Here is a 25271-nt window from a genome sequence, read left to right as displayed (position 1 = left end):
AACGTCCAGGGCATCGAGGGCCGCCTTGGCGCGGGCGATGGCAGCCGAGTCGGAAGCGGTCACGGCACGGGCCTCCTGGGCCGCGGCGCCACCGGCGCTGTCGAGGCGGTCCATGTTGGCTTCGCTGGCGTGGCCGGCGTTGGCGCCCTTGATGGCGGCTGCGCCTTCTTCCTTGTCGAATTCGTCCCAGCTGAGCATCGGATGTTCCTTGTGTGGGGGTGTGGGTAGGCCTGGTTCACTGCCTGTTTGTCAGGCAGGTAGACACGTGTTTGGAGCTCCCGTTCAACAGGATTCACGGCACAAGCAGGCATTGGAAAACCCTGGCGCTCCAGGGGGATGAGAGGTGCCGTAGGAAAAGCATGGCACATCATGTAGTGTTTTTATGTGAAGTTGGCACACTATATGGTGGTTTTTGCGGTCGGTCAATCCGCTGGGGAGCAACGCGCTGTTTCGTCGCAGCTTCTCGGTGAGGTGTCTAGAGGGCGGCTTTCAGGCGGCGGGTTTTGAACAGATGCAGGTAAACCGTGAGGTTGAGCAAGAGCACCAAGGCGCCAAAGCCAAGCTGTATCGTCGGTGTCAGCCCGGCGGGGTAGATCAGCGGAATCAGGTAGTGCTCGATAAAACCCTCGCCATAGCCACCTTGTCCGGCGGCCTGGCGAAAAAGGTTTTCCCAGCGGGTCAGCGGGCATTCCAGGTGAAAGACTTCGACAATCACACCCCAGGTCGCGGCGGGCAGGTGCAACCAGATCAACCGGCGCCATTTGAGCACCAGCAACCCGCCAAACAGCACGAACAAGATGAACAGCAGGTGAAACGACACCAGCCCGTCGGCCGCTATCCGGTAGAACATCTCGACTTCCTTTTCTGATCCATGACGTAAGTGCGGATATCCTACCCGGGTCGCTGGTCCGACCTCTACCGCGCGTTGGACTTGAGCGTTGCGAGGATGCTGTTCAGGCGCTGGGCCGTGGCTTCACTGCTGGTTTGCATGGGCGCGCGCAGTTCGTCACGAATCAACCCCTGAAGAGCGAGGGCGGTTTTCACCGGACCAGGGTTGGGCTCGACAAACAGGGCCTGGATCAGCGGCGTCAGTTGGAAAAATGTCGTCCTGGCAGCTGCGAGCTGCTGCTCCTGGATCTGCCGGTACAACTGAACGAACAACTCGGGATGGATATGCGCCGAAGCCGCAATTGCACCGGTTGCGCCGAGGCACATTGCATTGAACATCTGGTTGTCCTCGCCACACAGCACATCGACCAGGCCGCTGGCCAGCACCGCCAGGGTGTTGTTCAGGTTGCCGCCGCAGTCCTTGATGGCGACGATATTCTCATGGGCGACGATTCTGAGCAGGGTTGCCTGCTCGAAGCTCACCCCGGTGCGGTAGGGAATGTCGTAGACAATGATCGGCACGCTGGAGGCATCGGCGACAGTCTTGAAAAACGCTTCCAGGCCGGCCTGGGACGGGCGGATGTAATAGGGCGCAGGCACCAGCAGCCCGGCCAGGGGGCGCTTGAGTATCTCGCTCTGGAACTGCAGCAACTCGCTGAGGTTGTTGCCCGCCAGGCCCATTACCACCTTCTGTGGCGGGACCAGCTCCAGTACGGCATCCAGCACCGCCAGCTGTTCATGTTTGCCCAGTGCGGCGGCTTCCCCGGTGGTGCCACAGACCACGATGCCGTTGACGCCGCTGTCCAGCAGATGGCTGACCAGCCGCCGCAAGGTGACGAAGTCGATGGCCTGGTTCACGAACGGCGTAACGAGGGGGACCCAGATACCTTGAAACGATGACATGCACTTTCTCCTGATGGTTGACCGTGTCGTCACCGTCAGAAGCGTAGAAGGAAGTTGGCAGAAGAGGAGGGGTGACCCGTCGTCGCGCTCAATGTCCTGTCAGCTCATCTGACGGGACAGCGCGCCCCGGTCACATGAGCGACTGTTTCTTCGATTTAGGGGCAAACGCAACGCATGCCGGGGCCTTGGCATTCAAGCCAACGGCGACAGCAATGAGGTTGAGCGTTGCGTACATGTTTGTTTACACCCTGGATCAGGCGTCCATTTTTAAAAGCTGGCGCCGGGTTTGTCAATTGCCGATGTCGATCGAGTGTGGCTCAGGCTTCGGCGCCCAGATGACTTTTCATCAGTTCCAGGTTCTCTTCGACCGAGTCGGCCATCATCATTTTGTCGGCCTCGGCGGCGGCGAGGGCGGCGCGCTCGAACATCACCCGTTCATGGGCTCGAACCGCGGCTTTCCAGTCCTGGTCGTCCAGCAGCGCATCCGCCAGGTCCACCGCATCACGCAACGCCAGGTTGGCGCCTTCGCCGGCGGGTGGCATCAGGTGCGCGGCATCGCCCAGCAGGGTAACGCCGTCGCGGTGCTCCCAGCGATGGCCGATCGGCAGCACATGAACCGGCCAGGGGCGTACAGGTTCGTCCGCTACGTGAATCAGTTGCAGCAAGGAGGCGTCCCAACCCTTGAAGTCTCGGAGCAGGTCGCTCCTGGTTTTTGCTTCGTGCGCTGTTACCTGCCGATGCAAGGCGGCATACACGCGGATATGGGCGTTTGCGTTGCGTTGGGCAAAGATTGTCTGGCGTTTGCCCTTGGCAATCAGCATGCCGCGCCCGACCCGTTGCGCCACCTCAGGATAACGGGCATCGGCGTCGGGGATCGACAGTTCATGCAAGGTGAGTCCGGTGAACGCGGGCTGTGTTGTCGAGACCAGAGCGCGCACCTTGGACCAGGCACCGTCGGCGCCGACCACCAGCTCAAAGCGCTGATTCAGGCCGTTGTCGAAGCGCAGCTCGGTATAGCCGTCGTCCTGTTGTCCGGCTTCCCTGAGGGTGTGGCCCCAGCGCAAAGTGTCTTCCGGGATCGATTCCAGCAGCAGCTCCCTGAGCTGGCCGCGATCGATCTCGGGGCGGTCGCCGCTGGCAGCATCGGCTTTTTCCATCTGCAACGTACCGTGTTGGTCGAACAGCCGCAGGCCCTGGTCTTCGTAGCGGGCCAATTGCTGAAAGGTTTCGAACAACCCGCCCAGGCGCAGCGCGTATTGGCCGGTTTCCACGTGCAGGTCGAGCATGCCGCCCTGTGGCCGCTGCGAGATGGACTCATCACGCTCGAAGATCAGGAAAGGCACGCCTTTGAGGTACAGCATACGGGCGAGCATCAAGCCGCCGAGGCCGGCGCCGACGATGGCGATACGTGGAGTCGAGACCATGGTGTCATTCCAGAGCGCGGTTTGTCATAGGCACCTATGATGAATTAGCATAGGTGCCTATGACAAGGGGTCGCAACATGAACTATTCGGAGCTGAACCGGGTGCCGTCCTTCCTGATCAAGCGTGTGTCGCACGAGTTGATCCGGCAGGCCGAGGTGCGTTTGCGCCCTCTGGGAATCGGCATGGCCAGCATGCCGGTGTTGGGTGCGCTGCAGCGGGGGGAAGCGCGGACCCAGGCTGAGCTCGCGCGTTTGTTGCAGGTCGAGCAGCCGTCCATGGCCCAGACCCTGGCTCGTCTGGAGCGGGACCAGTTGATCCGCCGCCGGCCCGATCCGGAGCACAAACGCATCCAGATCGTGGAGTTGACCGAGCTGGCGCTGACCCGGATACCGCAGGCGAAAGAGATTCTGTGGGAGGGCAATATCAAGGCGCTGGCGGGTTTCAGTGATGAGGAGGTGGAGCGTTTTGTGGACTTTCTGCAGCGGGCCAATGCCAATTTGCGCGTTGATTCCTGAAGCCACTCACACGGGACGTACGGCGTGGGTACGTCTCGACAGGTCGGAAAACGCTCTAGGTTAAAAGGTAAGACCTTCCGCTAGACGTATGAGCATTTCCTCTACCTGACGGGTTCCCTGAATAGTCGACAGCATGGTCATGGGACTTTTCCCCGAGAAGTGTTCCTTGGGTTTGGACAACCAGCGCTTGGCTTTCTCATCATTGCCGAAAAGCGTATTCGCTATGGCGGTGATGCGAACCGCACGAAGCAATGGGTCGCTATCATTGATAGTCAGCCGCTGGTCCTTGGCTGTACGTGTCTTGAGGGGGGTGAGAGGAATGATGGGGACACCTCTTTTTATACGGCATTTATCGAATAGAGTCCGGTAAATGCCGGATAATTGAAAGTGCCAGTGCTTTCAGATTTGCGCTGATGGGGTCTCCATTGCCGCCGCCTCGATCACCAACTCCCGAAATCGCCGCAGCACCGACGAGCTATCGCCCACGCGGGTCGCCAGGTGCAGCGGTGCGATCAGTCCCGGACACTGTGACAGCGCGCGATAGGCAATGCCGTCGCCCCGCAGGCGCTGCATCGAGGCCGGGACGATGGAAACCCCCAGGCCGGCGGCGACCAGACTCAGGGTGGCGGCCATGCGTGGGGCTTCCTGAATCACCTGTGGGCTGAATCCCGCCTCGCGACACGCCACCAGAATGGCGTCGTAGAGCCCCAATCCCACCCGACGTCGATACAGCACAAAGGCTTCACCGGCGAGCGCGGACAAGGGCAGGGGGACGCGGTTGTCCTGTGCCAGGGGATGATCCATCGGCAGTGCCAGCAACATCGGTTCGACCAGAATCGGCTCGGCCTGCAAGGTCGGTGTACCGCTCAAGGGCGAGCGCACGAAGGCGGCATCCAGGCGTTCGTGCACCAGCGCATCCATCAACTCCCCGGTGCCGGCTTCTTCCAGAATCACCGAAACGCCGGAAAACGCCTCGCGAAAGTGCCGCAGCACGCCCGGCACAAACGGGTGCAGCGCTGCCGAACTGGTGAAGCCGATACCAAGTCGCCCCTGTTCACCCCGGGCAGCGCGACGCACCACCTCGGTCACGCCCTCGGCCCGTGCCAAGACAGCACGGGCTTCTTCCAGCAACGCCAGGCCTGCCGTGGTCGGACGGACACCCCGTGGCAGGCGCTCCATCAACGCCACGCCCATCTCGGCCTCCAGCTTCTGCAGCAGGCGGGTGAGGGGTGGTTGTTGCATATGCAGACGCTCCGCCGCCCGGGTGATATGACCTTCTTCAGCGATCACGACAAACGCATGCAAGCGACGCAGCTCTAGCATTTCGATACCTTTTCAGTATGGCAGCTTGTCATTATTAGCATTTGTCATCATGGCGTGCAAAACCTACGCTTGTGCTCACTCCCCACACACAAGAGGAAGCGTGATGACCTGGTCAGCCAAGCAGTATTCGACATTTGAAGAAGAGCGCACCCGTCCCGTCCGCGATCTGGTGGCCGCCATCCCTACTGGCACGGTCGGCGTGGCTGTCGACCTGGGTTGCGGTCCGGGCAACTCCACCGAAGTCCTGGCCCAGCGTTTTCCCGAGGCGCGGGTCACCGGCATGGACAGCTCCGAGGATATGCTCGTCAGTGCTCGGGCGCGCTTGCCCGCGTTGAATTTCGAACTCGCCGATATCGCCACCTGGAACCCGGATCAAACCTTCGATGTGATCCTGGCCAATGCCTCGCTGCAATGGGTGCCGGATCACGCCACGCTCTATCCCCATCTGGTGAGCAAGTTGGCGGCTGGTGGCAGCCTGGCGGTGCAGACTCCGGACAATATGCAGGAGCCATCGCACCGGCTGGCGCGGGAAGTGGCCGCCAGCGGACCGTGGGCGGACAAGATCGCGACGGTTCGGCACCCGCCGCGGCACGACGCGAGTTTCTATTACGAACTGTTGCGTCCGCACTGCAGTCACGTGGATGTCTGGCGCACCACCTATCACCACCCGTTGGCCGGCGGTCATGCCGCCGTGGTGGAGTGGTTCAAGGGCTCGGCGCTACGGCCGTACCTGGCACCCTTGGATGAGGGGCAGAAAGCGGCATTTCTGCAAGCTTACCTGACGGCGATCACCGGGGCTTACCCGGCGCTCGCCGACGGAACGGTGCTGTTGCCGTTTCCCAGGTTGTTCGTGGTCGCGACTCGCTGAGGCTTGCTCAGGGGCCTCTGCCTGAGTCGATCAGGCATGCTGCAGCAGATACTCGCTCAGGGCCTGACGGGTCAGGTCATTGAGCGTCACCTTCTGGCGCGTCGCGGTCAACGCGGCGGCCAGATGGAGATCGTGACCCACGCGCACGTTGAATGAGCCCTTGCAGGGCATCTCGGGCGCCTGGTTCAACTGTTTGCAGGTGTCGAGGTAGTCGTCAACGGCCTCCTTGAACGCCGTTTCCAGTTCCGCCACGGTTTGCCCCTCATAACTTACCAGCGCGCGGATGAACTGGAGCTTGCCGAACAGGCAGTTGTCCTCGACGCTGGCTTCGATGGAGCCGTAATAGCCTTTGTAATGCATCTGATTACTCACGAAATCAGTCCTCCTGAACGCAGGTGATCAATCACCTGACGCTTGATATAGGTTTTCAGCTCGTTGCCAGGATGAGGTTTGTGCAGGTTGATCGCTGCCTGCGGGTCACCGTTGTCGAATTTGACCCGGCTGCCTGAGCCTTCAAGCCGGCGGTAACCAAAGTGACCCAATAGCGTCACCAGTTCCGTCCAGGTAAAGCTCGACCAGGGGTTGAGCAGTTTAGCGAGCAATTTTTCATTCTTGGACACCAAGCCTCCTTGCTGCAACTAAATATAGTTGCACTGATGTTGAGCGTCAAGAGTGAAGGGTTTTGCCGGGGCGTTCAATAGGGTTTTCGGGCTTGTTTACGTTTCCTGAGGGCTTTTGGGACGGGTCCTACGGGGGCGATGTGGTGGGCGCAGGAGGGCGATCTGTTTGCACCGGCTTGGCAGATACAAACAGATCGTTGTCGCAGGTTTAGCTCACTACGCGATAGCAAGGCACATAAGCCGCGCCACCGGGGAGCTTCATGCGGTGTTGCTCAACGAAGGCCTTGAGCAGCTTGTCCAGCGGTTGCATCACCGCCGCGTCGCCATGGATCTCGTAGGGGCCGTGCTCCTCGATCAGGCGGATGCCCTTGTCCTTGACGTTGCCGGCGACTATCCCGGAAAACGCCCGGCGCAGGTTGGCCGCCAGTTCGTGGGGGGGCAGGCTGCGGCTGAGGTTGAGGCTCGCCATATTGGCGTGGGTCGGATCGAACGGGTGCTGGAAGCCGCCATCGATCTTCAGCAGCCAGTTGAAGTGGAAGGCGTCATTGCGTTCGCGGCGGAACTGTTTGACCGCCTTCAACCCGTGGGCCATCTGCCGGGCCACCTGGGCCGGGTTGTCGATGATGATTTCGTAGTGCTTCTGCGCTTTTTCACCCAGGGTCGCGACCACAAAGGCGTTCAGTTGCTGAAGGTAGGCTTCCGCGCTGCGCGGGCCGGTCAGGATCACCGGGAACGGCAGTTCGCGGTTGTCCGGGTGCATCAGGATGCCGAGCAGGTAGAGGAATTCTTCGGCCGTACCGGCGCCGCCCGGGAAGATGATGATGCCGTGGCCCACCCGCACGAACGCCTCAAGGCGTTTCTCGATGTCGGGCATGATCACCAGCTCGTTGACGATCGGGTTCGGTGCCTCGGCGGCGATGATCCCCGGCTCGGTCAGGCCCAGGTAGCGGCCGGTGGTGATGCGTTGCTTGGCGTGGGAAATGGTCGCGCCTTTCATCGGCCCCTTCATCACCCCAGGACCGCAACCGGTGCAGACATCCAGACTGCGCAGGCCCAGTTCGTGGCCGACCTTCTTGGTGTACTGGTATTCCTCGGTGCTGATGGAGTGACCGCCCCAGCACACCACCATTTTCGGCTCCAGGCCGGGGCGCAGGGTGCGGGCGTTGCGCAGCAGGTGGAAAACGTAGTCGGTGATGCCCTGGGAACTGTCCAGGTCGATGCGCTGGCTCTCCAGTTCGTTTTCGGTGTAGACGATATCGCGCAGGGCACTGAAGAGCATTTCGCGGGTGCTGGCGATCATTTCGCCATCAACGAAGGCATCGGCCGGGGCGTTCAGCAGTTCCAGGCGGACCCCACGATCCTGCTGGTGAATACGGATCTCGAAATCCTTGTAGGCTTCGAGGATGGTCTTGGCATTGTCGACATGGGCGCCGGTGTTGAGGATGGCCAGGGCGCACTGGCGGAATAATGTGTAGATGCTGCCGGAGCCGGCTTCGCTCAGTTGCTGCACTTCACGTTGGGAAAGGGTTTCGAGGCTGCCCTTGGGGCTAACCGAGGCGTTGATTACCGATCGTTGGGTCATGCTTTATTCCATCAAGGCGATGTCGCCGGGCTGCTAAGGCGCCGGCTGCACCAGAAAGGCTTCGCGCGCACGCGTGTTCCTAGCATAGCTAAATCAGGCACCCAGGTGGTTGGTGCCGGTTGGCTCAGCTTGCAGGATTTTAACGCGTCGCGAAACCCGCGGGCGTATCGCCCATGTTCAGCTCAAGTTCCGCACACAGCCCTCCGCCATCACGATTGCTCAGGGTCAATGTGCCGCCCATGACGGTTGCCAGTTGCTGGGCGATGGCCAGGCCCAGGCCGGTCCCACCGGTGCTGCGGTTGCGCGAGCTTTCCACGCGATAGAAGGGCTTGAGGACTTCTTCCAGTTCCGCCTGGGCTATACCCGGACCGCGGTCCAGGACCAGGATCGACAATCGTCGGTTTTTCTGGGGGGTGATAACGATCTGCGCGCTGCCGGCGAATTTCAGTGCGTTGTCCACCAGGTTGACCAATACGCGTCGCAGGGCATGGGGGCGGGTGTCGATCAGCCCGCCGTTCTTGCCGATCAGCTCCACGGCTTGACCGGTGTCCTGATAGTCGAATACCAGGCTGTCGAGAAAGGCGTCGAGGTCGATGCGGCAATTGGCTTCGGTGGCGCCATGCACGCTGCGGGCATAGGCCACGCCTTCACGCACCAGGTGTTCGATTTCGCCCAGGTCCTGCCAGAGCTTGTCCTTCTCGGTGGAGTCGTCCATGAACTCGGCCCGCAGCTTCATGCGCGTGATGGGGGTTTGCAGGTCATGGGAAATCGCCGCCAGCAGTTGCATGCGCTCCTTGAGATAGGCGGCGATACGCGCCTGCAGGGCGTTGAAGGCCGCCGCCGCGCGGGCCACTTCGGTCGGGCCGGCTTCGTCCAGGTGTACGCCGTGGGTATTGGGGTCGAGGTTTTCCACGGCATGGGCCAGGCGGGTCAACGGGCGCACGGCAATCCGCACTGCCAGCCAGGCGCAGCCGAGCATCAGCAGCAACTGACCGAGCAGGACAAAGGGCAACCAGGGCGACATGGGCATGACCGATGGGGTGACGTCGAGAGTCACCGGACTGCCGTCACGCAGTTTCAGATGGGCCTGGAAGTGTTTGCGCGGGCCGGGAATGTCGCTGAAGGTCAGCGGGTAGTCACGCCCGATGGCCTCTTTGAGCGAGGGGACGGCGATCGGCACTTCATCCGGTTGCATGGGAATGCCGGGAACACCCTCGTTCAGCAGGTAGCGGTAGTTGTGCCGTTCAAGGCGTGGCAACCAGCTTTCGCGTTCGCTCGCCGGCAGGCGTTCAAGAATGGCGATGGAGGTCGAGACATCGGTTTCCAGGTTGCCGAGCATGGCGGTCTTGGCGCTCTGATAGCGCTCGTAGGACTGCGCGCCGAAGGACAGCGCCTGGGCGAGGATCAGCCCGGCGAGGAAGATCAGCGACAGACGTGAGCCCAGCGTGCGCGGCCAGAGCAGGACCGGTTTCATTGGGTTGCACCGAGGATTTCCACCGGCAGCGAGAACACATAACCCTCACTGCGCACGGTCTTGATATAGGCCGGCTCGCGGGCATCGTCCAGCAACCGTTGGCGCAGGCGGCTCACCAGCAGGTCGATGGAGCGGTCGAACAGATCGGCGTCGCGACCCTGGGTAAGGTTGAGCAACTGGTCGCGGTTCAGGACCCGCTGCGGATGGTCGAGAAACACCCGCAACAGGCGATATTCGGCGCCGCTGAGGGCCACCAGGGTGCCGTTTTCATCCAGCAGGTGGCGGGCGCTGGTGTCGAGCTTCCAGCGCCCGAACCCCAGCAGTCGACCACTTTCGGTGACGATCAGGTTGGGTGGCAGCATCCGTGTACGGCGCAGCACCGAGTTGATCCGGGCCAGCAGCTCGCGGGCGGCGAAGGGTTTGACCAGGTAATCGTCGGCGCCCATTTCCAGGCCGATGATGCGGTCGGTTTCGTCGCTGCGGGCGGTCAGCATCAGCACCGGCGTGGCCTTGTGCTTGCCGGCGCGCAGTTCACGGCACAGCAGCAGGCCGTCGTCGCCGGGCATCATGATGTCCAGCACGATCAGGTCCACCGGCGTGGTTTCGAGGAAGGTACGCATCTGCCGGCCATCGGCGATCACGGTGGTACGCAGGCCGTTCTTCTTGAGGTAGTTGCCCACCAGCTCTCTGATCTCGCGGTCATCGTCCACGATCAGGATGTGATCGACATGATCCATGGGGCCGGGCTCCGTCAATGTTGGTTTAGGGCACAGTCTAGCGAGGGCTGTGGCGGCTGGCATCGGGCCTTTGTATTGCAGTGTATCTGGCGGGCTACGGATACACAGGCATGCAAAAACGCCTGGCGTCGGCGGGACAGGGCTGGCCATTGGCCGAGGGATTTGTATTGATCTTTCCGACTACTGCAATGAAGGCAGCTGAATTGCCGTCGTTTTTTTCGCCCCTTGCCAGGCACTGTTTACCGCGCCATGAAAAAGTAGCGCCCACGACAAGTGCCTTGGATTAATCAAGTTCGGATATTTGAATGACCTAAAAAAAGCCACCGCACAAAGTGCAGGGCACTCGGCGCAGTAGCTAAAACTTACCAAAGGGATGATGAAGTCGAGATGACTCAATAACTGTTCCGCGCAAGTGCCCGGAGAATAGTTGAGGCATAACGTTGCCATCGGCGCGAACTCTACCATCGTGGCTTGATGATCGCTTATCAGCTGCATCGATAGTCATTATTGATACAAATCCGCGCGATTGTATCGGCGGCGACGTCGGAGCGTCCGACGCCGAGCTTCGATCTCGATATCCAGTGAATCCATCGGTCAGTCGCTGAAGTTGGCGTACTCGGCCCCCATGCGGCCGTTGCGTTTGACCTTGTAGAGCAACTCATCGACTTTCTCGACAAAACCCAGGGCCGCTTCATCGACGGCGGGGCGTATGGTGCCGACTCCGAGGCTGAGACTCAGCAGCCCGGAAATCGCCGACTTCTCATGTTCGATCTGCTGCTGGCGAATCAGTTGCAGGCATTTATCCGCCACTTGCCGAGCCTTGTCCGCCGGTGTTTCGGGCAATAGCCAGATGAACTCTTCACCGCCGATCCGGGCAATAAAGTCCCGTGGCCGATTGGTCGCCTGGGACAGGGTCTGGGCCACTTGTCGCAGGGCCTCGTCACCCCTGATATGCCCGTAGTGGTCGTTGTACTGCTTGAAAAAGTCGATATCCAGGATAATCAGCGACAGCGGCAGTTGATTGCGCTGGGCATGTTCCCACTCCCGGGCGAGCACGGTGTCGAACATACGACGATTGGCAATACCGGTCAGGCCATCCTGGAACGAGTACTCCTCCAACTGCTTTTGCAGGCGGATCAGGTGTTCCTCGGTTTTCTTGCGTTCGCTGATATCGAACATAAAGCCGATCAGCGCCTCGACTTCGCCGTCCTTGCGCACCACATGCACCACATCGCGGATCCAGACGTATTCGCCGTCGCGGGTCAGCGCCCGGTAGTCGGCCTCGTGGTCGACGCCAGCCTTGGACTGCGACACACAGAAGTTCACCACATACTCCCGATCATCCGGGTGCATGCGTGACACCCAGTCATCGATCCCGACCCAACTGTCCGGTGTCCAGCCGAGCAGGGTCTCGATCTGCGGGCCGATGTAGCTGAAGGTCATGGTTTGCCAGTCGATTCGCCAGGGAATGGCCTTGGTCGATTCGAGCAGGGTCTTGTAGACGTCACTATCGGTTTCGGTAGAAGGCGTGGCGCTCATGATCGATCAGGCTTCGCTGGTGGAGGTGGGCGCTAGAATGTTGCGCGCACGAGGGCTAATCAAGGTCCAGGCGATACATGGCAAGGGAATTTGCTTTCCCCGCGCGGGCCTGTGTTGTAAAAGCAGTGACGCATCGGCTTTTTGAACGTCTATGACTAGAATCCGCGACGCTGCTTACCGTCAGTGTCGATATCGGCCTATGAAAAAAGGGAACCTTATGATCATCAAACCACGCGTTCGTGGCTTTATCTGTGTGACCACCCACCCAGTGGGTTGTGAAGCCAACGTCAAGCAACAGATTGACTACGTCACCCAGCAAGGCCCGGTCAGCGACGGACCGAAGAACGTCCTGGTGCTCGGTGCATCCACCGGTTACGGCCTGGCGGCGCGCATCACCGCGGCTTTCGGCTGCGGTGCCAACACCCTGGGCGTGTTCTTCGAGCGTGAAGGCGACGAAGGCAAGCTCGGCACCGCCGGTTGGTACAATAGCGCCGCGTTCCACAAGTTTGCCGAAGAGAAAGGCCTGTACGCCATGAGCATCAATGGCGACGCCTTCTCCGATGAAGTCAAGCGCCTGACCATCGAGACCATCAAGCGCGACATGGGCAAGATCGATCTGGTGGTCTACAGCCTGGCGGCCCCGCGTCGTACCGATCCGAAAACCGGTGAAGTCTACAGCTCGACGCTCAAGCCGATCGGCAAGTCGGTCACCCAGCGCGGACTGAACACCGACAAGGAAGAGGTCAACGTCACCACGCTGGCCGAGGCGACCCAGGAAGAGATCGACGGTACCGTCAAGGTCATGGGTGGCGAAGACTGGCAGCTGTGGATCGATGCCCTGGACGAGGCCGGTGTGCTGGCTGACGGCGCGAAAACCACCGCCTTCACCTACCTGGGCGAAAAACTGACCCACGACATCTACTGGAACGGTTCCATTGGCGCGGCCAAGAAGGACCTGGACCAGAAGGTCCTGAAGATTCGTGAGCGTCTGGCGGCCAAAGGCGGCGACGCGCGGGTTTCGGTGTTGAAAGCCGTGGTCACCCAGGCGAGCTCGGCGATCCCGATCATGCCGCTGTACCTGTCGCTGCTGTTCAAGGTGATGAAGGAGCAGGGTTCACACGAAGGTTGCATCGAGCAGGTCTACGGCCTGTACAAGGACAGCCTGTACTCGCCGACCCCGATCCTCGACGAAGACGGCCGCCTGCGTGCCGACTACAAGGAACTGCAGCCTGAAGTCCAGGCGCAGGTGGCGAAGCTGTGGGATGCGGTCACCACCGAAAACCTCAACGAGCTGACGGATTTTGCCGGCTACAAGGCCGAGTTCCTGCGTCTGTTCGGTTTCGGGGTCGAAGGGGTGGATTACGAGGCCGACGTCAGCCCGGACGTGGCGATTGCCAAGCTGATCCAGGCCTGAATCAGCGCCCGCGTCCCGCGGGGTTGAGGCGGGCACTTGAGGGGCTGGTCAATCCAGCGCCTCAAGGCTATTGCCGGGTTTGGCCGCGCAGCTTCGAAGGCGCGGCGCAACCTCCAGCCGTTATTACTTGATGACCTTCCAGTTCTTGTAGAAGCCCTGGCGCAGGGTGAACGCCGCGCTGGCGAACGCCGCGATCGCACCGCTGATAATGCGCGGGGCGTAGGACGGGCGGACGATATCGATGAACAGGCAGTAACGTTTGGCGTCGTTCTTGTTGAACGAGGCGTGCAGCAGCGTGTCATCGAAAATGAACAGCGGGTCGTCATGCCAGTAATGCTTTTGCTTGCGGCACTGGATGTAGACGCCGTCGTGGTGCGGCGCCGGGGCCATGTTGTAGAGCACGCGGAACATCATGCGCAACGGGCCGAAGTGGAAGGACGTCGAGCGGTTTTCATTGAAAACCGACACGCCCACGGTCTTGACGTAGGGGAACTTCTGCTGGAGTTCCGAGATATCCAGTTCGGTGTCGATCTTGCGTCCGTACCACTGGAAGAACAACATGCCGCGCTTGTTTTCCGCCATCCGTGAGTCGAGGTACTGGATGATCTCGTCCTTGTGGCTCATCGCCTTGTCGATGACTTGCTGCAGGTCGCGCTGGCAGTCTTCTGGCAGGTCCTGCATCTTGTAGATGCCGCGATTGGGCTTGCTGATCAGGTCGAACAGCGAGTTGAAGGGCGACAGTACCCAGGTGTTGCGGCCGTTGCCGATAAAATACTTCTTCGCCAGCTCGGCGGTGTAGATGCCGTTGCGCAGGAAGTCATAGACACCGCAAACCGCGACCAGGAGCAGAAAGCCGAGAATGGTTTTCGGAAAGCAGTAGATCAGCAAGAGTACGGCCAGGGTCCAGAGGGCGGAGACGACTTTCTTGCGGATGTTGCGAATACTCATGAAACCTGCTCCTAGAGCGACTACGTCATGTGTGGCGTGCGCCGGGACGGCGCGGCAAAGCCTGGAAAAAAGTGCTGAATGTTACTGTTTTGCAGTGACATTTAACAGTTATTGTTCAAGACAGACCTTGATCTGACGCTATGGTTACGATGTTTTGAGCGCCATGATGGCGCCCGATGGGATAGGAAAACCAATGAAATTATCTTCTGTAGTCGTCTTGTTCATCGCCCTGACGATGGGCCATGCAAGTCTCAGCGAAGCCCGGCAATCGAGGCAGCAGACGGAGTCGGTGGCGGGGGTCTTCGATTACTACCTGCTGACCTTGTCCTGGTCGCCGACCTTCTGCCTGACTCATGCCAAGGATCAGCAGTGCAGCGGCAAGGGTTATGGTTTTGTGCTCCATGGCTTGTGGCCGCAGTATGCCAAGGGCGGCTGGCCACAATCCTGCCCGCCACTGACACCCTTGACGCAGCAGGAGCGGCAAAAGGGCCTCATCCTGTTTCCCTCGGGCAAACTGCTGGAGCATGAGTGGGACAAGCACGGTACCTGCAGTGGCTTGGGCGCCTCTGGCTACCTGAGTGCGGCCGACAAGGCGCTGGGGACAGTGGTGGTTCCACCCGCCCTGCAACCTTCGACGACGCCGCGGGAATACTCCGCCGACCAGATCGTCCAACTGTTCCGCCAGAGCAATCCGGGGATGCCGGAGGGTGGGGTGACGGTGCGTTGCAGCGGACCGGAACTGGCCGAGGTGCGTGTGTGCCTGACCAAGGACCTGGGCTTCGGCGAGTGCGGCAAGGGCGTCAGGAATCAATGCCGACAAGGGCCGGTGCGCGTGCCGCCGATTCGCTGATTGCTCCGGGATACCTGGGCGGCGCTTGATTCGACGCTCGGCTCAAGTGCCCGTTTGTGCACAAATGTTCAAGACAGGCGTGCGGCGGGCTGGCAAAGTCGGCGTCTTTTTCTGTGTGCCCGAGTCTTATGTCCGATCATCTGTTACCTCGCACCGCTTTCCTGCGCGGTGCCGTGGCCATCATGCCGCTGTCCCTGGCGACCGCGCCCTGGGGATTGCTGGCCGGTTCCATGGCCATCGAGGCCAACCTGACGCCGCTGCAAGGCCAGGGCTTGTCCAGCATCGTATTTGCCGGTGCCGCGCAACTGGTGGCGATCGGCATGCTCAAGGGCGGCGCGGGGATTTTCTCGATCCTGCTCACCACCGCGCTGCTGACCTCGCAACACCTGTTGTATGGCATGAGCATGCGCTCGGTGATTTCCCCGTTGTCCGGCCGCTGGCGGGTCGGCCTGGGCTTCCTGCTGACCGACGAGCTCTTTGCCTTGACCAGCCAGCACGACAAGCAACAGTTCAACCGCTGGTATGCGCTGGGCGTGGGGTTGACGTTCTATATCGCCTGGAACCTGTTCACCCTGGCGGGGATCGTGCTGGGCCGCAGCATTCCCGGTCTTGAGCATCTGGGGCTGGATTTCTCCATCGCGGCGACCTTTATCGCCTTGATCACCCCGGTGGTACGCAATGTGCCGACCGTGGTCTGTGTGGCGGTGTCGTTGTTCTGTTCGGTGCTGTTCAGCTATTGGCAGTTGGGTTCGGCCCTGGTGTTGTCGGGGCTGGCGGGAATGACGGCAGGATTTCTCTGCAACAAGCTGTATCGGGGGCACGAATGATCGTCTGGGCAGTGATTTTCGGGATGGGGCTGCTGGTGTTCCTCAACCGTTACGTGTTTCTCGAACCCCGCTTGCCGGTGCGCCTGAGCAGCAATGCCCGGCAGTTCCTCGGTTTTGCCGTGCCGGGCATGCTCACGGCGATCTGCGGGCCGATCGTGTTCATGCCCGATCACCAGTTGAACCTGCAGTACGATAATCCGTACCTGCTCAGTTCGCTGGTGGCCATCGGCCTGGTGCTCTACACCCGCAACACCTTGCTCAGCATGTTGCTGAGCATGGCGTTCTTTTTTCTGCTGCGCTGGTGGTTGGCGTGATATTCGGCTGAGTTGCTGGTGCGGCTTATTTGAAGTTGGTATCGGCCACCGGCATGATCGTCGCAACATGCCAGCCGTTGGCGTCGCGCAGCAGGGTCTGGCTGATCAGGAAGGTGTTTTTCTGCGGTGCTTCACCGGCGTGGCTGCGGGTAAAAGTCACCGGCACCAGGATCTGCGCCACCGTGTCGTTGAGCTGCGTGGTGCGGAACTTGCTCATGTCCGGGTCCAGTTGCCAGACGCCCTGGTAATAGTCTTTCAAACGCTCGACCACCGCATCCGGGCCCCAGCTCGCGCCGCCCCGGGCGTACCAGAGCATCTGCGGCGAATCCCAGAGCATCGAGCGGATCTGCTTGAGGTCGTGGGCGTTCTGCGCCTTGACGAAGTCACTGAAGAACCCGCGCACCTCGTCCTCGTTCGAGGCGGCGAAGGTGCTGCTGGTGGAGAGGGTGATCAGTGCACCCAGCAGCAGGGAGCAGGTGGTGAGACGGGGCGTGGAAAACAGCTTCATGGTTGCTCCTGGCAGGCGTTCTGCGATGGGAAGGGCAGTGCGTGTTCGTCTGTGAATCAGCCTAATCGCTCGAGGACCATGAAAAGTGTCGTTTAACCCTCGTTTCAGGACATGGCTTCGCGCTGTTGTGCCTGCTCGGGCTCGGTCTTGACTCGGGCATTGCGCCGCATGGCCCGTGGCGGTTCGCCGAACGCCCGGACAAAGGCGCGGCGCATCCGCTCGCTGTCACCGAAACCGGTCTGGCGGGCGATGGCTTCGATTGGGTGCCGGCCTTCCTGGATCAGCACCAGCGCCGCGTCGATGCGCAGCTTTTCGATGGCCTTGGCCGGTGACGTGCCGGTCTGTTCGCGAAAGGCCCGGCTGAACTGCCGGGTGCTCAGGTGCGCGGCCTGGGCCAGGCGTTCCAGGCTCAGCTCGCCGTGCAGGTGGTTTTGCGCATAGGCCAGGGCAATCTGGATGCGATCGGAACGCTGTTCCTCCAGCAGCACCGAGGACTGTGGCTGACCGCCGGCCCGGCGGCTTTGCAGAATGAAGGTTTTCGAAACGGCACGGGCGACGTCGGCACCCAGGTCTTTCTCGACCATGGCCAGCGCCTGGTCGATGCCCGCCGTCATCCCGGCCGAGGTCCACATCGACCCGTCGACCACAAATAGACGTTCCTCTTCCAGCCTGACCCTTGGATAACGGGCGCGGAATTCATCGGCGAAAAACCAGTGGGTGGTCGCCCGGGAACCGTCGAGCAGCCCGGCTTCGGCGAGAAAGAAAGTGCCGGAACAGGTCGCCGCCAGGCGTCGGCTGCTGTCAGCAGCCTGGCGCAGATAGGCGAGCAGGGCGGGGGTGAAAGGGCGGTTGGCGCCGCCGCCGATGATCACCGTGTCGAAGGTGCTGGCGCCGAAGACTTCGGTCTGCACCTGGACACCCACCGAACTGCGCACCAGGCCACCTTGCTCGGAAAGCAGGCGCACATCGTAGTGTTGTTTGCCAACGACCGTGTTCGCGGTCTCGAACACCGAAATGGCCGAGAAACTCATGACGCCGAAACCGGGAAAGGTGATGAAACCGATACGCAGCATAATGACTCCGAAGCACCCCGGACCTGTGGGGAAGAATAGATTACCCCAGTCATCAAATTTTCAAAGTGAATCTGACCCGAGTTGTTTCCCCATCATGGGCCCGCGTGCTTCAGCAACTCCTTGCGCAATTTGCCCGGTGACAGACCGAACAGGCTCTGGAAATGCCGGATGAAATGCGGCGCGTCGGCAAAGCCGCATTCAAAGGCGATTTCGCCGATCTGTCGATCCGAGCTGACCAGCAGCCAGCGCCCGAAGCGGAGCCGCACCTGGCGATAGAACTGTGCCGGGCTGGTATCGGTTTCCGCCATGAACAACCGTTCCAGCTGGCGCTTGCTGGTGCCGACCCAATGGGCGATGGCCTCGATTTCCAGCGGTTCGGCCATGTGTTTTTCCATCAGCATCACCGCCTCGTGCAAACGCCGGTTGGACGAGCTGGCATAACCCAGGGCCTTGCGTCGGTCGAGAAAGCTGCCGGTGCCGCTCTTGGCCACGGTCATCTGGTGCACCACCTTGCCGGCGCGGTCCGGGCCGCAGTGCATGCCGATCAGATGCACCGCCAGCTCGATCACCGACACACCGCCGGCACAGGTGATGCGGTCCTTGTCGATCAGAAAGTCGTTGTGGGTGATAAACCGCAGGGTCGGGAACAGGCGTTTCCAGTCATCGGCATGGTAGGCGTGCACGCAGGCGGTGTGGCCATCCATCAGCCCGTGACGGGCCAGGACGAAGCTGCCGGTGCACAAGCCGATCAAGGGCACGCCGGCCGCCGCCGCCTGGTGCAGGAACGCCGGGTAGCTTTTCGGCACATCGGCCAACGAGTCCAGCAGGCCGCCGATCACCACGATGTAGTCGAAGCGTTGCGGGTCGCCCATTTCGCTATCGATCGGCACGTCCAGTCCACCGCTTGAGGCCACGCGTTGCCCCGGTGTGCCCAGCACCTTCCATTCGCAACGGATCGGCCGGCTCTGGTCGCCGGTGTCGGCGGCGTGGCGCAGGGCATCGGTCAGCCCGGACAAGGACAGCAACGGAAAACGCGGCCAGAGCACGATGCCCACCGACAGTTCGGCCGTTCCGCGGCGCTTGTGCGGGGCGGGTGCCGGTTGCTGGTCGAGGCGCGCCACCAGGCTCGGCTCGCCGGCCTCGTTCGCGGTTTCAAGCAGATGTCGCAAATATTCAATCATTCGTGCAAAGCATCCAACTGATTTATGTGCCCTCGGCCCTAGGATGGAGGCCTGCCCAACATCCTGTCGTTCAATAAGAAAACCAACGAGGTGCACACGATGAACAAGCCTGACATGCAACGTTTTGCCGGCCTTTGCGCCGGATTGATACTGTCCCTGCTGGCCGCGGGACCGGTGTTCGCGCTGGATACCGTGGAGCCGGGCAGCCTGACCATCGCCTTCAGCGGTGACATGCCGGGGACTGGTTATCAAGATAGCAAGATGGTCGGTTATGACGGTGAAATCCTTCAACAAATTTCCGAGAAACTCGGGATGAAGGTCAAGCCGGCGCTGATGGAGTGGTCGGGAACCATTGCCTCGGTGCAGGCCCGCCGCGTCGATGTTATGGCCGGGACCATGGGCTGGACCGAGCAACGCTCGAAAATCATGGCCCTGAGCGATCCGATCCACTATTTCAAGAACGGCATCACCCAGACCGACAAGACCGATTGGAAAACCCTCAAGGACCTGCAAGGCAAGAAGGTCGGGACCATCACCGGATTCTCCTTCATTCCTGAAATGCGCAAGATCCCGGGGCTGCAAGTGACGCTCTACGATACCTCGGACGCCGCCGTGCGTGACCTGCTGGCCGGGCGTATCGACGCGGTGATCGGTGATCCGCCGGTCATGCAGTACGCCATTTCGCGCAATGCCCAGTGGCACCTGCACTTCAACGCCTTCACCGACAACGACCCGGACTTCCCCCTGCTGACCGGGTTGGGACAGGTGGTGTTCGGTTTCAACAAGGACAATCCGCAGTTGCTGGCGGCGGTCAATGCGCAGATCGAGGCGCTCTGGAAAACCTGCGAGATGCGCAAGATCGGCGCTCGCTACGGCCTGACCCAGGATGTCTGGTTCATGCCCCAGGGCAAGGACCTGCGCCTGAGCGTCGACCGTCCGGCGGATTGGAAACTGCCTGGCTGCCAATAATAAAGCGTGGTGCGCAGGGTCAGGTAGTCGACCCTGCGCCGGACCGAGAAAAAGCGGGTGAGCAAGATGTCCAACCTGGTAGAACCTGCGCTGTTGCGCGTGTGTGATCTGTACAAGAGTTATGGCGACCTGGAGGTGCTCAAGGGCATCAGCCTGGAGCTCAAGGCCGGGGAAACCCTGTCGCTGATCGGCCCCAGCGGTTCCGGCAAGTCGACCTGCCTGCGCTGCATCAATTACCTGGAGAAGCCCAGTCGGGGCGAAATCTGGCTCGGCGATGAACTGATCGGGCAAGCCCGGGACGGTTCGCGCCTGCGTTTGCTGAGTGACCGGGAAATGGCCCCGCAGCGGCTGGAGATCGCCATGGTCTTCCAGCTGTTCTACCTCTGGCCGCACTTGAACGTACGCGACAATGTCGCGCTGGGTTCGATCAAGGCCCGAGGCATGCCGCGCAAGCAGGCTTACGAACTGGCCGAAGCCATGCTGGAGAAGGTCCATCTGCGGCACAAGGCCGATGCCTATCCCGAGCAGTTGTCCGGCGGGCAGCAGCAGCGGGTAGCGATTGCCCGGGCCCTGGCGCAGCAACCCAAGGTGATCCTGTTCGATGAGCCGACCTCGGCCCTCGACCCCGAACTGGTGGGCGAAGTCCTGGCGGTGATCCGCGAACTGGCCGAAGAGGGCCGGACCATGATCATGGTCACCCACGAAGTCCGTTTTGCCCGCGATGTGGCCGATCGGGTGATCTTTATGGACGGCGGCCATATCGTCGAGCAGGGGCCTTCCGCCCAGGTGATCGACACGCCCAGCCACGAGCGCACCCGCAGCTTCCTCGGGCGCATGGCCATGGAGCAGGCTTGAATGAGCAGCCTCCAGACCTTTTTCGGCTTGTTGCCCCTGCTGTTGAGCGGTGCCCTGACGGCACTGGAAATCGCCCTCTGCACTCTGGTGCTGGCCAGTATCGGCGGCCTGGCGCTGGCGGTGTGGCTGACCTTCAGCCGTTCGCGACTGGTGCAGGCGGGCATTGCCTGTTTTATCGAATGGATGCGCAACGTGCCGGCCCTGGCGCATTTGTTCCTGATCTACTTCGGCCTGTCGTACCTGGGGATCAATCTGCCCGCGTGGCTGGCGGCCATCGTCGGCTTGAGCCTGGTGGGCAGCGCCGTGCTCTGCGACATTTTTCGCGCCGGCCTGCAGTCGCTGCATGTCGGGCAATACGAGGCCGGCCTGGCGGTCGGGCTGACCCGGATGCAGATACTGGTCAACATTCTTCTACCGCAGTCGCTGCGCCGTTCGTTGCCGGCCTTCGCCAACTATGTCACGCAGTTGATCAAGGACACCTCCATCGCCTCGGCCATCGCCGTGCCGGAAATCATGTTCCTGGCGCGCAACCTGGTGACCTCGACCTTCCAGACCTCGTTGATCTACTTCGCGGTGATGTGCATCTACGCCGGGATGATCCTGCCCATCGGCCTGGGTTTTATCCGTCTTGAACGGCATTGGGGGAGCGCACGATGATCAGTTTCCTTGCGCAATACCCCGAGTACTGGAGCGACTGGACCGCGCGCCTGCTGCAAGGCGGGGTGGTCACCGCGAAGTTGTCCCTGGGCGGTTTTGCCCTGGCGGCGCTGCTCGGCAGCTTGCTGACCTGGGCCTTGCGCAGCCCGTTTGCCTGGCTGCGGCGTTCGGCGGTGTATTTCATCCAGGGCATGCGCGCGCTGCCGTTGTTGGCTTTGTTGCTGGCGCTGTATTTCTCCTTGCCGAGCCTGGGCCTGACCTTGTCCGGCTTCGAGGCCGGCATTCTCGGGTTGGGCTTGCAGGGCAGTGCCTATATCGCCGAGATCCTGCGCGGCGGCCTTGATGCCCTGCACCGGGGGCAGCGGGAGTCGGCGATTGCCGTCGGCCTGACGCCGTTCCAGGCGTTCACCGCGGTGATCCTGCCCCAGGCGATTCGCGGGATGTTGCCGCCATTGCTCAACGCCTATGTGTCGATCCTCAAGGACAGTTCGCTCTGTGCCCTGATCGCCACCGATGAGTTGATGCTGGCTGCCCGGGCGATTGCCTCGGAGAGCTTTCTGCCGATGCACATCTTCCTGTTGGTCGGCCTGTTCTATTTCGTGATCGCGTTCCCGCTTTCCCTGCTGTCGCGAGTGCTTGAGAAGCGCTTTTCCCGTGGCCGCAAAAGCCTGAGAGGTTGACTGGATGAATTCCCTGGATCACAGCACTTTCCACAGTATCGGCCAATTGCAGCAGGCGCTGCGCAGCGGCCGACTGACCAGCGAGGCCCTGGTGCGCGGCCAACTGGCCCGTATCGAACGCTTCAACGGCCAGCTCAATGCCTATGTCGAGGCGTACACCCAGCGTGCGCTGGGGGCGGCGATCGCGGCCGACCAGCAACGGGCCGCCGGGGTCGATCTCGGGTCGTTGCACGGCATTCCGGTGGCGATCAAGGATCTGTTTGAAATCGCCGGGCAGGCCATTACCGGTGGCTCGCTGGCGCAGCGTCCGCGGATCTCCCGCTTCACGGCAACCGCCGTGCAGCGCCTGGAGCGGGCCGGCGCGATTATCCTGGGCAAGACCCACACGGTGGAGTTCGCCTTCGGCGGCTGGGGCACCAATGCGGTGATGGGCACGCCCTGGAATCCCTGGGACCGCGAAGTCCATCGGGCGCCGGGCGGTTCCAGCAGCGGCTCGGCGGTAGCGGTGGCCAGCGGCCTGGCCAGTGCGGCCCTGGGCACCGATACCGGCGGATCGGTGCGGATTCCCGCCGGTATGTGCGGCTTGGTGGGATTGAAGACTACCCGTGGGCTGATCAGTCGTCATGGGCTGATCGAACTGTGTCCGTCGCTGGACTCGGTAGGCCCGATCACCCACACCGTTGAGGATGCGGCCTGGATGCTCGATGCCTTGCTTGGCCCCGACCCACTGGACCCGGTCTCGGCGCGGGCGCCGATCTTCAGCGCTGCGGCGTGCCTCAATCAACCGGTGGCCGGTATGAGAATCTGGGTGTTGCCTCAAGCCGAACGCGCGGCCATTGCCCCCGATATCCTGGCGGCCTACGATCGTGGGCTGGAGCAACTGGTCGCCTTGGGCATGCATCTGGTGGAACAGCCGCTGCCACGCTCGCTGGAACTGTGCATGCGGGTGGCCGGCGGACTGATGAGCGCCGAAGGTTATGCCAGTCTCGGTGCGCTGTTCGAACAGAGCGACCTGCGCTTCGACCCCCACGTTCAGCGTCGCGTATTGAGCGGCAAGGCCATCGATTCGGCGGCCTATATCGATCTGCACAATCAGCGCCGCGCCGCGCGCAAGGCCATGCAGGAGGCGATGCTGAATATCGACGCCTGTGTGTTCCCGACCAATGCCGTCGGCAGTGTGCCGCTGGATCAAGTGGATGAGTACGGCACGCCGCTGGCCCTGCTGGGGCGTTTCGCCAACCTGCTCAATCTGTGTTCGGTGGCATTGCCGGTGGGTTTTGACGGCCAGGGCATGCCGGTGTCGATGCAGATCGTCGGCAAGGCGTTCGCCGAGCCGCTGATCCTGCGCATCGGTCATGCCTATCAGCAGCAGACCGACTGGCATCAACTGACGCCGAGCGGCTGGGCCCTGGACAAGGAGGCGGTGTAATGGAAATTTGCGTGGTGGGCGCCGGCATTGTCGGGCTGAGCAGTGCCTGGTTCCTGCACCGGGCCGGGCATCGCGTCACGGTGATCGACCAGGCGTCCGGTCCCGGCATGGGCGCGGTGGGCGGCAACGGCGCGCAGTTGAGCTACAGCTATGTGCAGCCGCTGGCCGATCCGTCGCTGTTGCCGGGGATCCCCAAGCTGTTGCTCGACCGTAGCGGGCCGTTGCGCTTCACCCCGCAGTGGAGCCCGGAACAATGGCGCTGGTGCATGGCGTTCCTGGCGGCCTGCCGGACTTCGGTCTCGCGCCAGACCACGGTGGAGTTGCTGGCGCTGGCAAGCGAGAGTCGCCAAGCCCTGGATGGGTTTATGCAGGAGCAGCATCTGGACTGCGATTTCACCCGCACCGGCAAGCTGGTGCTGTACCCGGACGCCGAAGGGCTGGACAAGGCGCAGCGTCAGGTCCGTTTCCAGGCGGGCCTGGGCTCGCGACAGCAGGTGCTCAGCGCCAGTGAGGCGGTGGCGATCGAGCCGGCGTTGGCCGGTTACCGGTCCGCTTTTCACGGCGCCATTCATACTGACAGTGAGTGCGCGGTGGATGGCCTCAAGCTGTGTCGCGAAATGGCCCGGTTACTGGCAGGCGAGGGCGTACAGCTGTTGTTCGACCGCAAGCTCGAAGGTTTCCAGCGCCGTGGTGAGCGAATCACCGCGCTGAACCTGAGACATGCCCATAAAGGAACCGAAGTGTTGCACAGCGAGGCGGTGGTCCTGGCGGCAGGCGCCTACAGCACCGGCTTGCTGGCGCAATTGGGCAGCCGTCTGCCGGTCTATCCGCTCAAGGGCTACAGCATTACCCTGCCGATTACCGAGCACACCCGGGCACCGACGGTCAGCATCACCGATATGCGCCGCAAGACCGTGTTCGCCCGGATCGGCGACCGCCTGCGGGTGGCGGGGATGGTGGAGTTGTGTGGTATGGATGCGTCGATTCCGGCGGCGCGGATCGAGCAGTTGCGGGCCTCGACCGAGGCGCTCTTTGGTGAAGGCTGGAACGTCGACGATTGTCAGCCCTGGAGCGGCTGGCGGCCGGCGACGCCCACCGGCAGGCCTGTGCTTGAACACCTCGCAGGCAGTAACCTGTACCTCAACACCGGGCATGGCGCACTGGGCATGACCCTGGCCTTTGGCAGCGCGCAGCGCCTGGTGCGGTTGGTCGAACACGCGGCCGGCTGACGTTTATCCAAGGAGAAAGACCGATGACGATTCAACGTTTCCAGAGCAATGCGCGGATGTCCGGTGTGGTCAGCCATGGCGATGTGCTTTACCTCGCCGGCCAGGTACCGGGCGATCTGCAAGGCGACATTGAGTCCCAGACCCGCCAGGTGCTGGAGAAGATCGACGGACTGCTGGCCCTGGCCGGCAGCGACAAGAACCGTTTGCTCAGCGCGCAGATCTGGCTCAAGCATATCGACCGCGACTTCGCGGCGATGAACGCGGTCTGGGATGCCTGGTTGCCGGAGGGCGGTGCCCCGGCACGGGCCACGGTCGAAGCCAACCTAGCGCGGCCTGAAGTGTTGGTGGAAATCATGGTGATTGCGGCCAAGGTCTGAATCCAACCCCTGTAGGAGCCGGCTTGCTGGCGATGGGATCGACGCGGTGTCCTGTCAGACCGCGTCGCCTGGATCGCCAGCAAGCCG

Annotated in this window: 27 protein-coding genes and 2 pseudogenes; 13 read left to right on the top strand and 16 right to left on the bottom strand. The window is 61.8% G+C overall.

Going from position 1 to position 25271, the window contains the following annotated elements:
- From M5B42_RS31765 to M5B42_RS31750, 4 genes and pseudogenes are all read right to left on the bottom strand, one after another.
- Window positions 1–198: pseudogene (locus M5B42_RS31765) on the bottom strand (ribonucleotide-diphosphate reductase subunit beta); the annotation flags it as partial.
- Between the two features lie 277 nt (window positions 199–475).
- The gene (locus M5B42_RS31760; protein WP_103499180.1) at window positions 476–850 is read right to left on the bottom strand and encodes a DUF2784 domain-containing protein; all 375 of its coding nucleotides are present in this window, start codon (window positions 848–850) and stop codon (window positions 476–478) included.
- Window positions 851–915: 65 nt separating this feature from the next.
- The gene (gene dapA, locus M5B42_RS31755) at window positions 916–1791 is read right to left on the bottom strand and encodes a 4-hydroxy-tetrahydrodipicolinate synthase (protein WP_248748022.1); all 876 of its coding nucleotides are present in this window, start codon (window positions 1789–1791) and stop codon (window positions 916–918) included.
- Between the two features lie 317 nt (window positions 1792–2108).
- Window positions 2109–3215 (bottom strand): NAD(P)/FAD-dependent oxidoreductase, encoded by a 1107-nt coding sequence (locus M5B42_RS31750; protein WP_248748021.1) that lies wholly within the window; start codon window positions 3213–3215, stop codon window positions 2109–2111.
- A 77-nt stretch (window positions 3216–3292) separates the two neighbouring features.
- Here M5B42_RS31750 and M5B42_RS31745 point away from each other — a divergent pair, with 77 nt between their 5' ends.
- Window positions 3293–3730, top strand: coding sequence for a MarR family transcriptional regulator (locus M5B42_RS31745; protein ID WP_248748020.1), 438 nt, complete (start codon window positions 3293–3295; stop codon window positions 3728–3730).
- 60 nt (window positions 3731–3790) lie between these two features.
- On the opposite strand, the pseudogene M5B42_RS31740 reads toward M5B42_RS31745, so the two are convergent.
- Together M5B42_RS31740 and M5B42_RS31735 are read right to left on the bottom strand one after the other, a co-directional pair.
- Window positions 3791–4054: pseudogene (locus M5B42_RS31740) on the bottom strand (MbcA/ParS/Xre antitoxin family protein); the annotation flags it as partial.
- A gap of 75 nt (window positions 4055–4129) precedes the next feature.
- Complete coding sequence (locus M5B42_RS31735; protein ID WP_248748019.1) at window positions 4130–5053, bottom strand: LysR family transcriptional regulator; 924 nt, start codon at window positions 5051–5053, stop codon at window positions 4130–4132.
- Window positions 5054–5156: 103 nt separating this feature from the next.
- Here M5B42_RS31735 and tam point away from each other — a divergent pair, with 103 nt between their 5' ends.
- Complete coding sequence (gene tam / locus M5B42_RS31730) at window positions 5157–5921, top strand: trans-aconitate 2-methyltransferase (RefSeq protein WP_103499175.1); 765 nt, start codon at window positions 5157–5159, stop codon at window positions 5919–5921.
- 30 nt (window positions 5922–5951) lie between these two features.
- Here the strand turns inward: tam and M5B42_RS31725 are convergent, their stop codons facing one another.
- From M5B42_RS31725 to M5B42_RS31700, 6 genes are all read right to left on the bottom strand, one after another.
- Window positions 5952–6293 carry a type II toxin-antitoxin system HicB family antitoxin gene (locus M5B42_RS31725; protein ID WP_103499174.1) on the bottom strand — a complete coding sequence of 114 codons (342 nt, stop codon included), beginning with the start codon at window positions 6291–6293 and terminating at the stop codon, window positions 5952–5954.
- Window positions 6290–6541, bottom strand: coding sequence for a type II toxin-antitoxin system HicA family toxin (locus M5B42_RS31720; RefSeq protein WP_248748018.1), 252 nt, complete (start codon window positions 6539–6541; stop codon window positions 6290–6292). The genes M5B42_RS31725 and M5B42_RS31720 overlap by 4 nt, the downstream gene beginning before the upstream one ends.
- A 208-nt stretch (window positions 6542–6749) precedes the next feature.
- A complete protein-coding gene (ppnN, locus tag M5B42_RS31715; protein ID WP_103499172.1) occupies window positions 6750–8123 on the bottom strand; it encodes a nucleotide 5'-monophosphate nucleosidase PpnN in 1374 nt (457 codons plus the stop codon).
- 139 nt (window positions 8124–8262) lie between these two features.
- Complete coding sequence (locus M5B42_RS31710; RefSeq protein ID WP_248748017.1) at window positions 8263–9597, bottom strand: HAMP domain-containing sensor histidine kinase; 1335 nt, start codon at window positions 9595–9597, stop codon at window positions 8263–8265.
- Window positions 9594–10334 (bottom strand): response regulator, encoded by a 741-nt coding sequence (locus tag M5B42_RS31705; protein WP_248748016.1) that lies wholly within the window; start codon window positions 10332–10334, stop codon window positions 9594–9596. Before M5B42_RS31705 ends, M5B42_RS31710 begins: the two co-directional genes overlap by 4 nt.
- Before the next feature lie 594 nt (window positions 10335–10928).
- A complete protein-coding gene (locus M5B42_RS31700) occupies window positions 10929–11873 on the bottom strand; it encodes a sensor domain-containing diguanylate cyclase (RefSeq protein WP_103499169.1) in 945 nt (314 codons plus the stop codon).
- A gap of 217 nt (window positions 11874–12090) precedes the next feature.
- Here M5B42_RS31700 and fabV point away from each other — a divergent pair, with 217 nt between their 5' ends.
- A complete protein-coding gene (fabV, locus tag M5B42_RS31695; protein WP_152742281.1) occupies window positions 12091–13287 on the top strand; it encodes an enoyl-ACP reductase FabV in 1197 nt (398 codons plus the stop codon).
- A 123-nt stretch (window positions 13288–13410) separates the two neighbouring features.
- On the opposite strand, the gene M5B42_RS31690 is transcribed toward fabV, so the two are convergent.
- The gene (locus M5B42_RS31690; RefSeq protein ID WP_152742280.1) at window positions 13411–14235 is read right to left on the bottom strand and encodes an aspartyl/asparaginyl beta-hydroxylase domain-containing protein; all 825 of its coding nucleotides are present in this window, start codon (window positions 14233–14235) and stop codon (window positions 13411–13413) included.
- A gap of 193 nt (window positions 14236–14428) precedes the next feature.
- Here M5B42_RS31690 and M5B42_RS31685 point away from each other — a divergent pair, with 193 nt between their 5' ends.
- The 3 genes from M5B42_RS31685 (at window position 14429) to M5B42_RS31675 (ending at window position 16226) form a co-directional block, all read left to right on the top strand.
- Window positions 14429–15085 (top strand): ribonuclease T2, encoded by a 657-nt coding sequence (locus tag M5B42_RS31685; protein ID WP_248748015.1) that lies wholly within the window; start codon window positions 14429–14431, stop codon window positions 15083–15085.
- A gap of 128 nt (window positions 15086–15213) precedes the next feature.
- Entirely contained in the window at window positions 15214–15912 is a 699-nt protein-coding gene (locus M5B42_RS31680; RefSeq protein ID WP_152742278.1) for an AzlC family ABC transporter permease, read from the top strand.
- Window positions 15912–16226: an AzlD domain-containing protein gene (locus M5B42_RS31675; protein WP_177097668.1), complete on the top strand. Its 315-nt coding sequence runs from the start codon at window positions 15912–15914 to the stop codon at window positions 16224–16226. Before M5B42_RS31680 ends, M5B42_RS31675 begins: the two co-directional genes overlap by 1 nt.
- Window positions 16227–16251: 25 nt before the next feature.
- Here M5B42_RS31675 and M5B42_RS31670 read toward each other — a convergent pair whose 3' ends face one another.
- The 3 genes from M5B42_RS31670 to M5B42_RS31660 all read right to left on the bottom strand — a co-directional run bounded on the left by M5B42_RS31670 (window position 16252) and on the right by M5B42_RS31660 (window position 18988).
- Window positions 16252–16734 carry a nuclear transport factor 2 family protein gene (locus M5B42_RS31670; RefSeq protein ID WP_248748014.1) on the bottom strand — a complete coding sequence of 161 codons (483 nt, stop codon included), beginning with the start codon at window positions 16732–16734 and terminating at the stop codon, window positions 16252–16254.
- A gap of 104 nt (window positions 16735–16838) precedes the next feature.
- Window positions 16839–17807, bottom strand: a complete 969-nt coding sequence (locus M5B42_RS31665) for a GlxA family transcriptional regulator (protein WP_248748013.1) — start codon at window positions 17805–17807, stop codon at window positions 16839–16841.
- 92 nt (window positions 17808–17899) lie between these two features.
- Complete coding sequence (locus M5B42_RS31660) at window positions 17900–18988, bottom strand: GlxA family transcriptional regulator (protein WP_248748012.1); 1089 nt, start codon at window positions 18986–18988, stop codon at window positions 17900–17902.
- A gap of 99 nt (window positions 18989–19087) precedes the next feature.
- On the opposite strand from M5B42_RS31660, the gene M5B42_RS31655 reads away from it, so the two are divergent.
- The 7 genes from M5B42_RS31655 (at window position 19088) to M5B42_RS31625 (ending at window position 25184) form a co-directional block, all read left to right on the top strand.
- On the top strand, window positions 19088–19957 hold the full coding sequence (locus tag M5B42_RS31655) for an ABC transporter substrate-binding protein (RefSeq protein ID WP_103499162.1): 870 nt from the start codon (window positions 19088–19090) through the stop codon (window positions 19955–19957).
- Window positions 19958–20023: 66 nt separating this feature from the next.
- The gene (locus tag M5B42_RS31650; RefSeq protein WP_152742277.1) at window positions 20024–20812 is read left to right on the top strand and encodes an amino acid ABC transporter ATP-binding protein; all 789 of its coding nucleotides are present in this window, start codon (window positions 20024–20026) and stop codon (window positions 20810–20812) included.
- Entirely contained in the window at window positions 20813–21469 is a 657-nt protein-coding gene (locus M5B42_RS31645) for an amino acid ABC transporter permease (RefSeq protein ID WP_248748011.1), read from the top strand.
- Window positions 21466–22149 carry an amino acid ABC transporter permease gene (locus M5B42_RS31640; RefSeq protein ID WP_177098875.1) on the top strand — a complete coding sequence of 228 codons (684 nt, stop codon included), beginning with the start codon at window positions 21466–21468 and terminating at the stop codon, window positions 22147–22149. Before M5B42_RS31645 ends, M5B42_RS31640 begins: the two co-directional genes overlap by 4 nt.
- A 4-nt stretch (window positions 22150–22153) precedes the next feature.
- Window positions 22154–23578, top strand: coding sequence for an amidase (locus M5B42_RS31635; protein WP_248748010.1), 1425 nt, complete (start codon window positions 22154–22156; stop codon window positions 23576–23578).
- Window positions 23578–24807 carry a D-amino acid dehydrogenase gene (locus tag M5B42_RS31630; RefSeq protein WP_248748009.1) on the top strand — a complete coding sequence of 410 codons (1230 nt, stop codon included), beginning with the start codon at window positions 23578–23580 and terminating at the stop codon, window positions 24805–24807. The genes M5B42_RS31635 and M5B42_RS31630 overlap by 1 nt, the downstream gene beginning before the upstream one ends.
- A gap of 23 nt (window positions 24808–24830) precedes the next feature.
- Entirely contained in the window at window positions 24831–25184 is a 354-nt protein-coding gene (locus M5B42_RS31625) for a RidA family protein (protein WP_248748008.1), read from the top strand.
- Window positions 25185–25271: the final 87 nt, after the last annotated feature.

Source organism: Pseudomonas sp. MWU12-2037, assembly GCF_023242345.1.
GTDB lineage: Bacteria > Pseudomonadota > Gammaproteobacteria > Pseudomonadales > Pseudomonadaceae > Aquipseudomonas > Aquipseudomonas gingeri_D.
The sequence above is the reverse complement of the archived record's forward strand: the minus strand, read 5'-3'. Positions and strand labels throughout refer to the sequence as shown.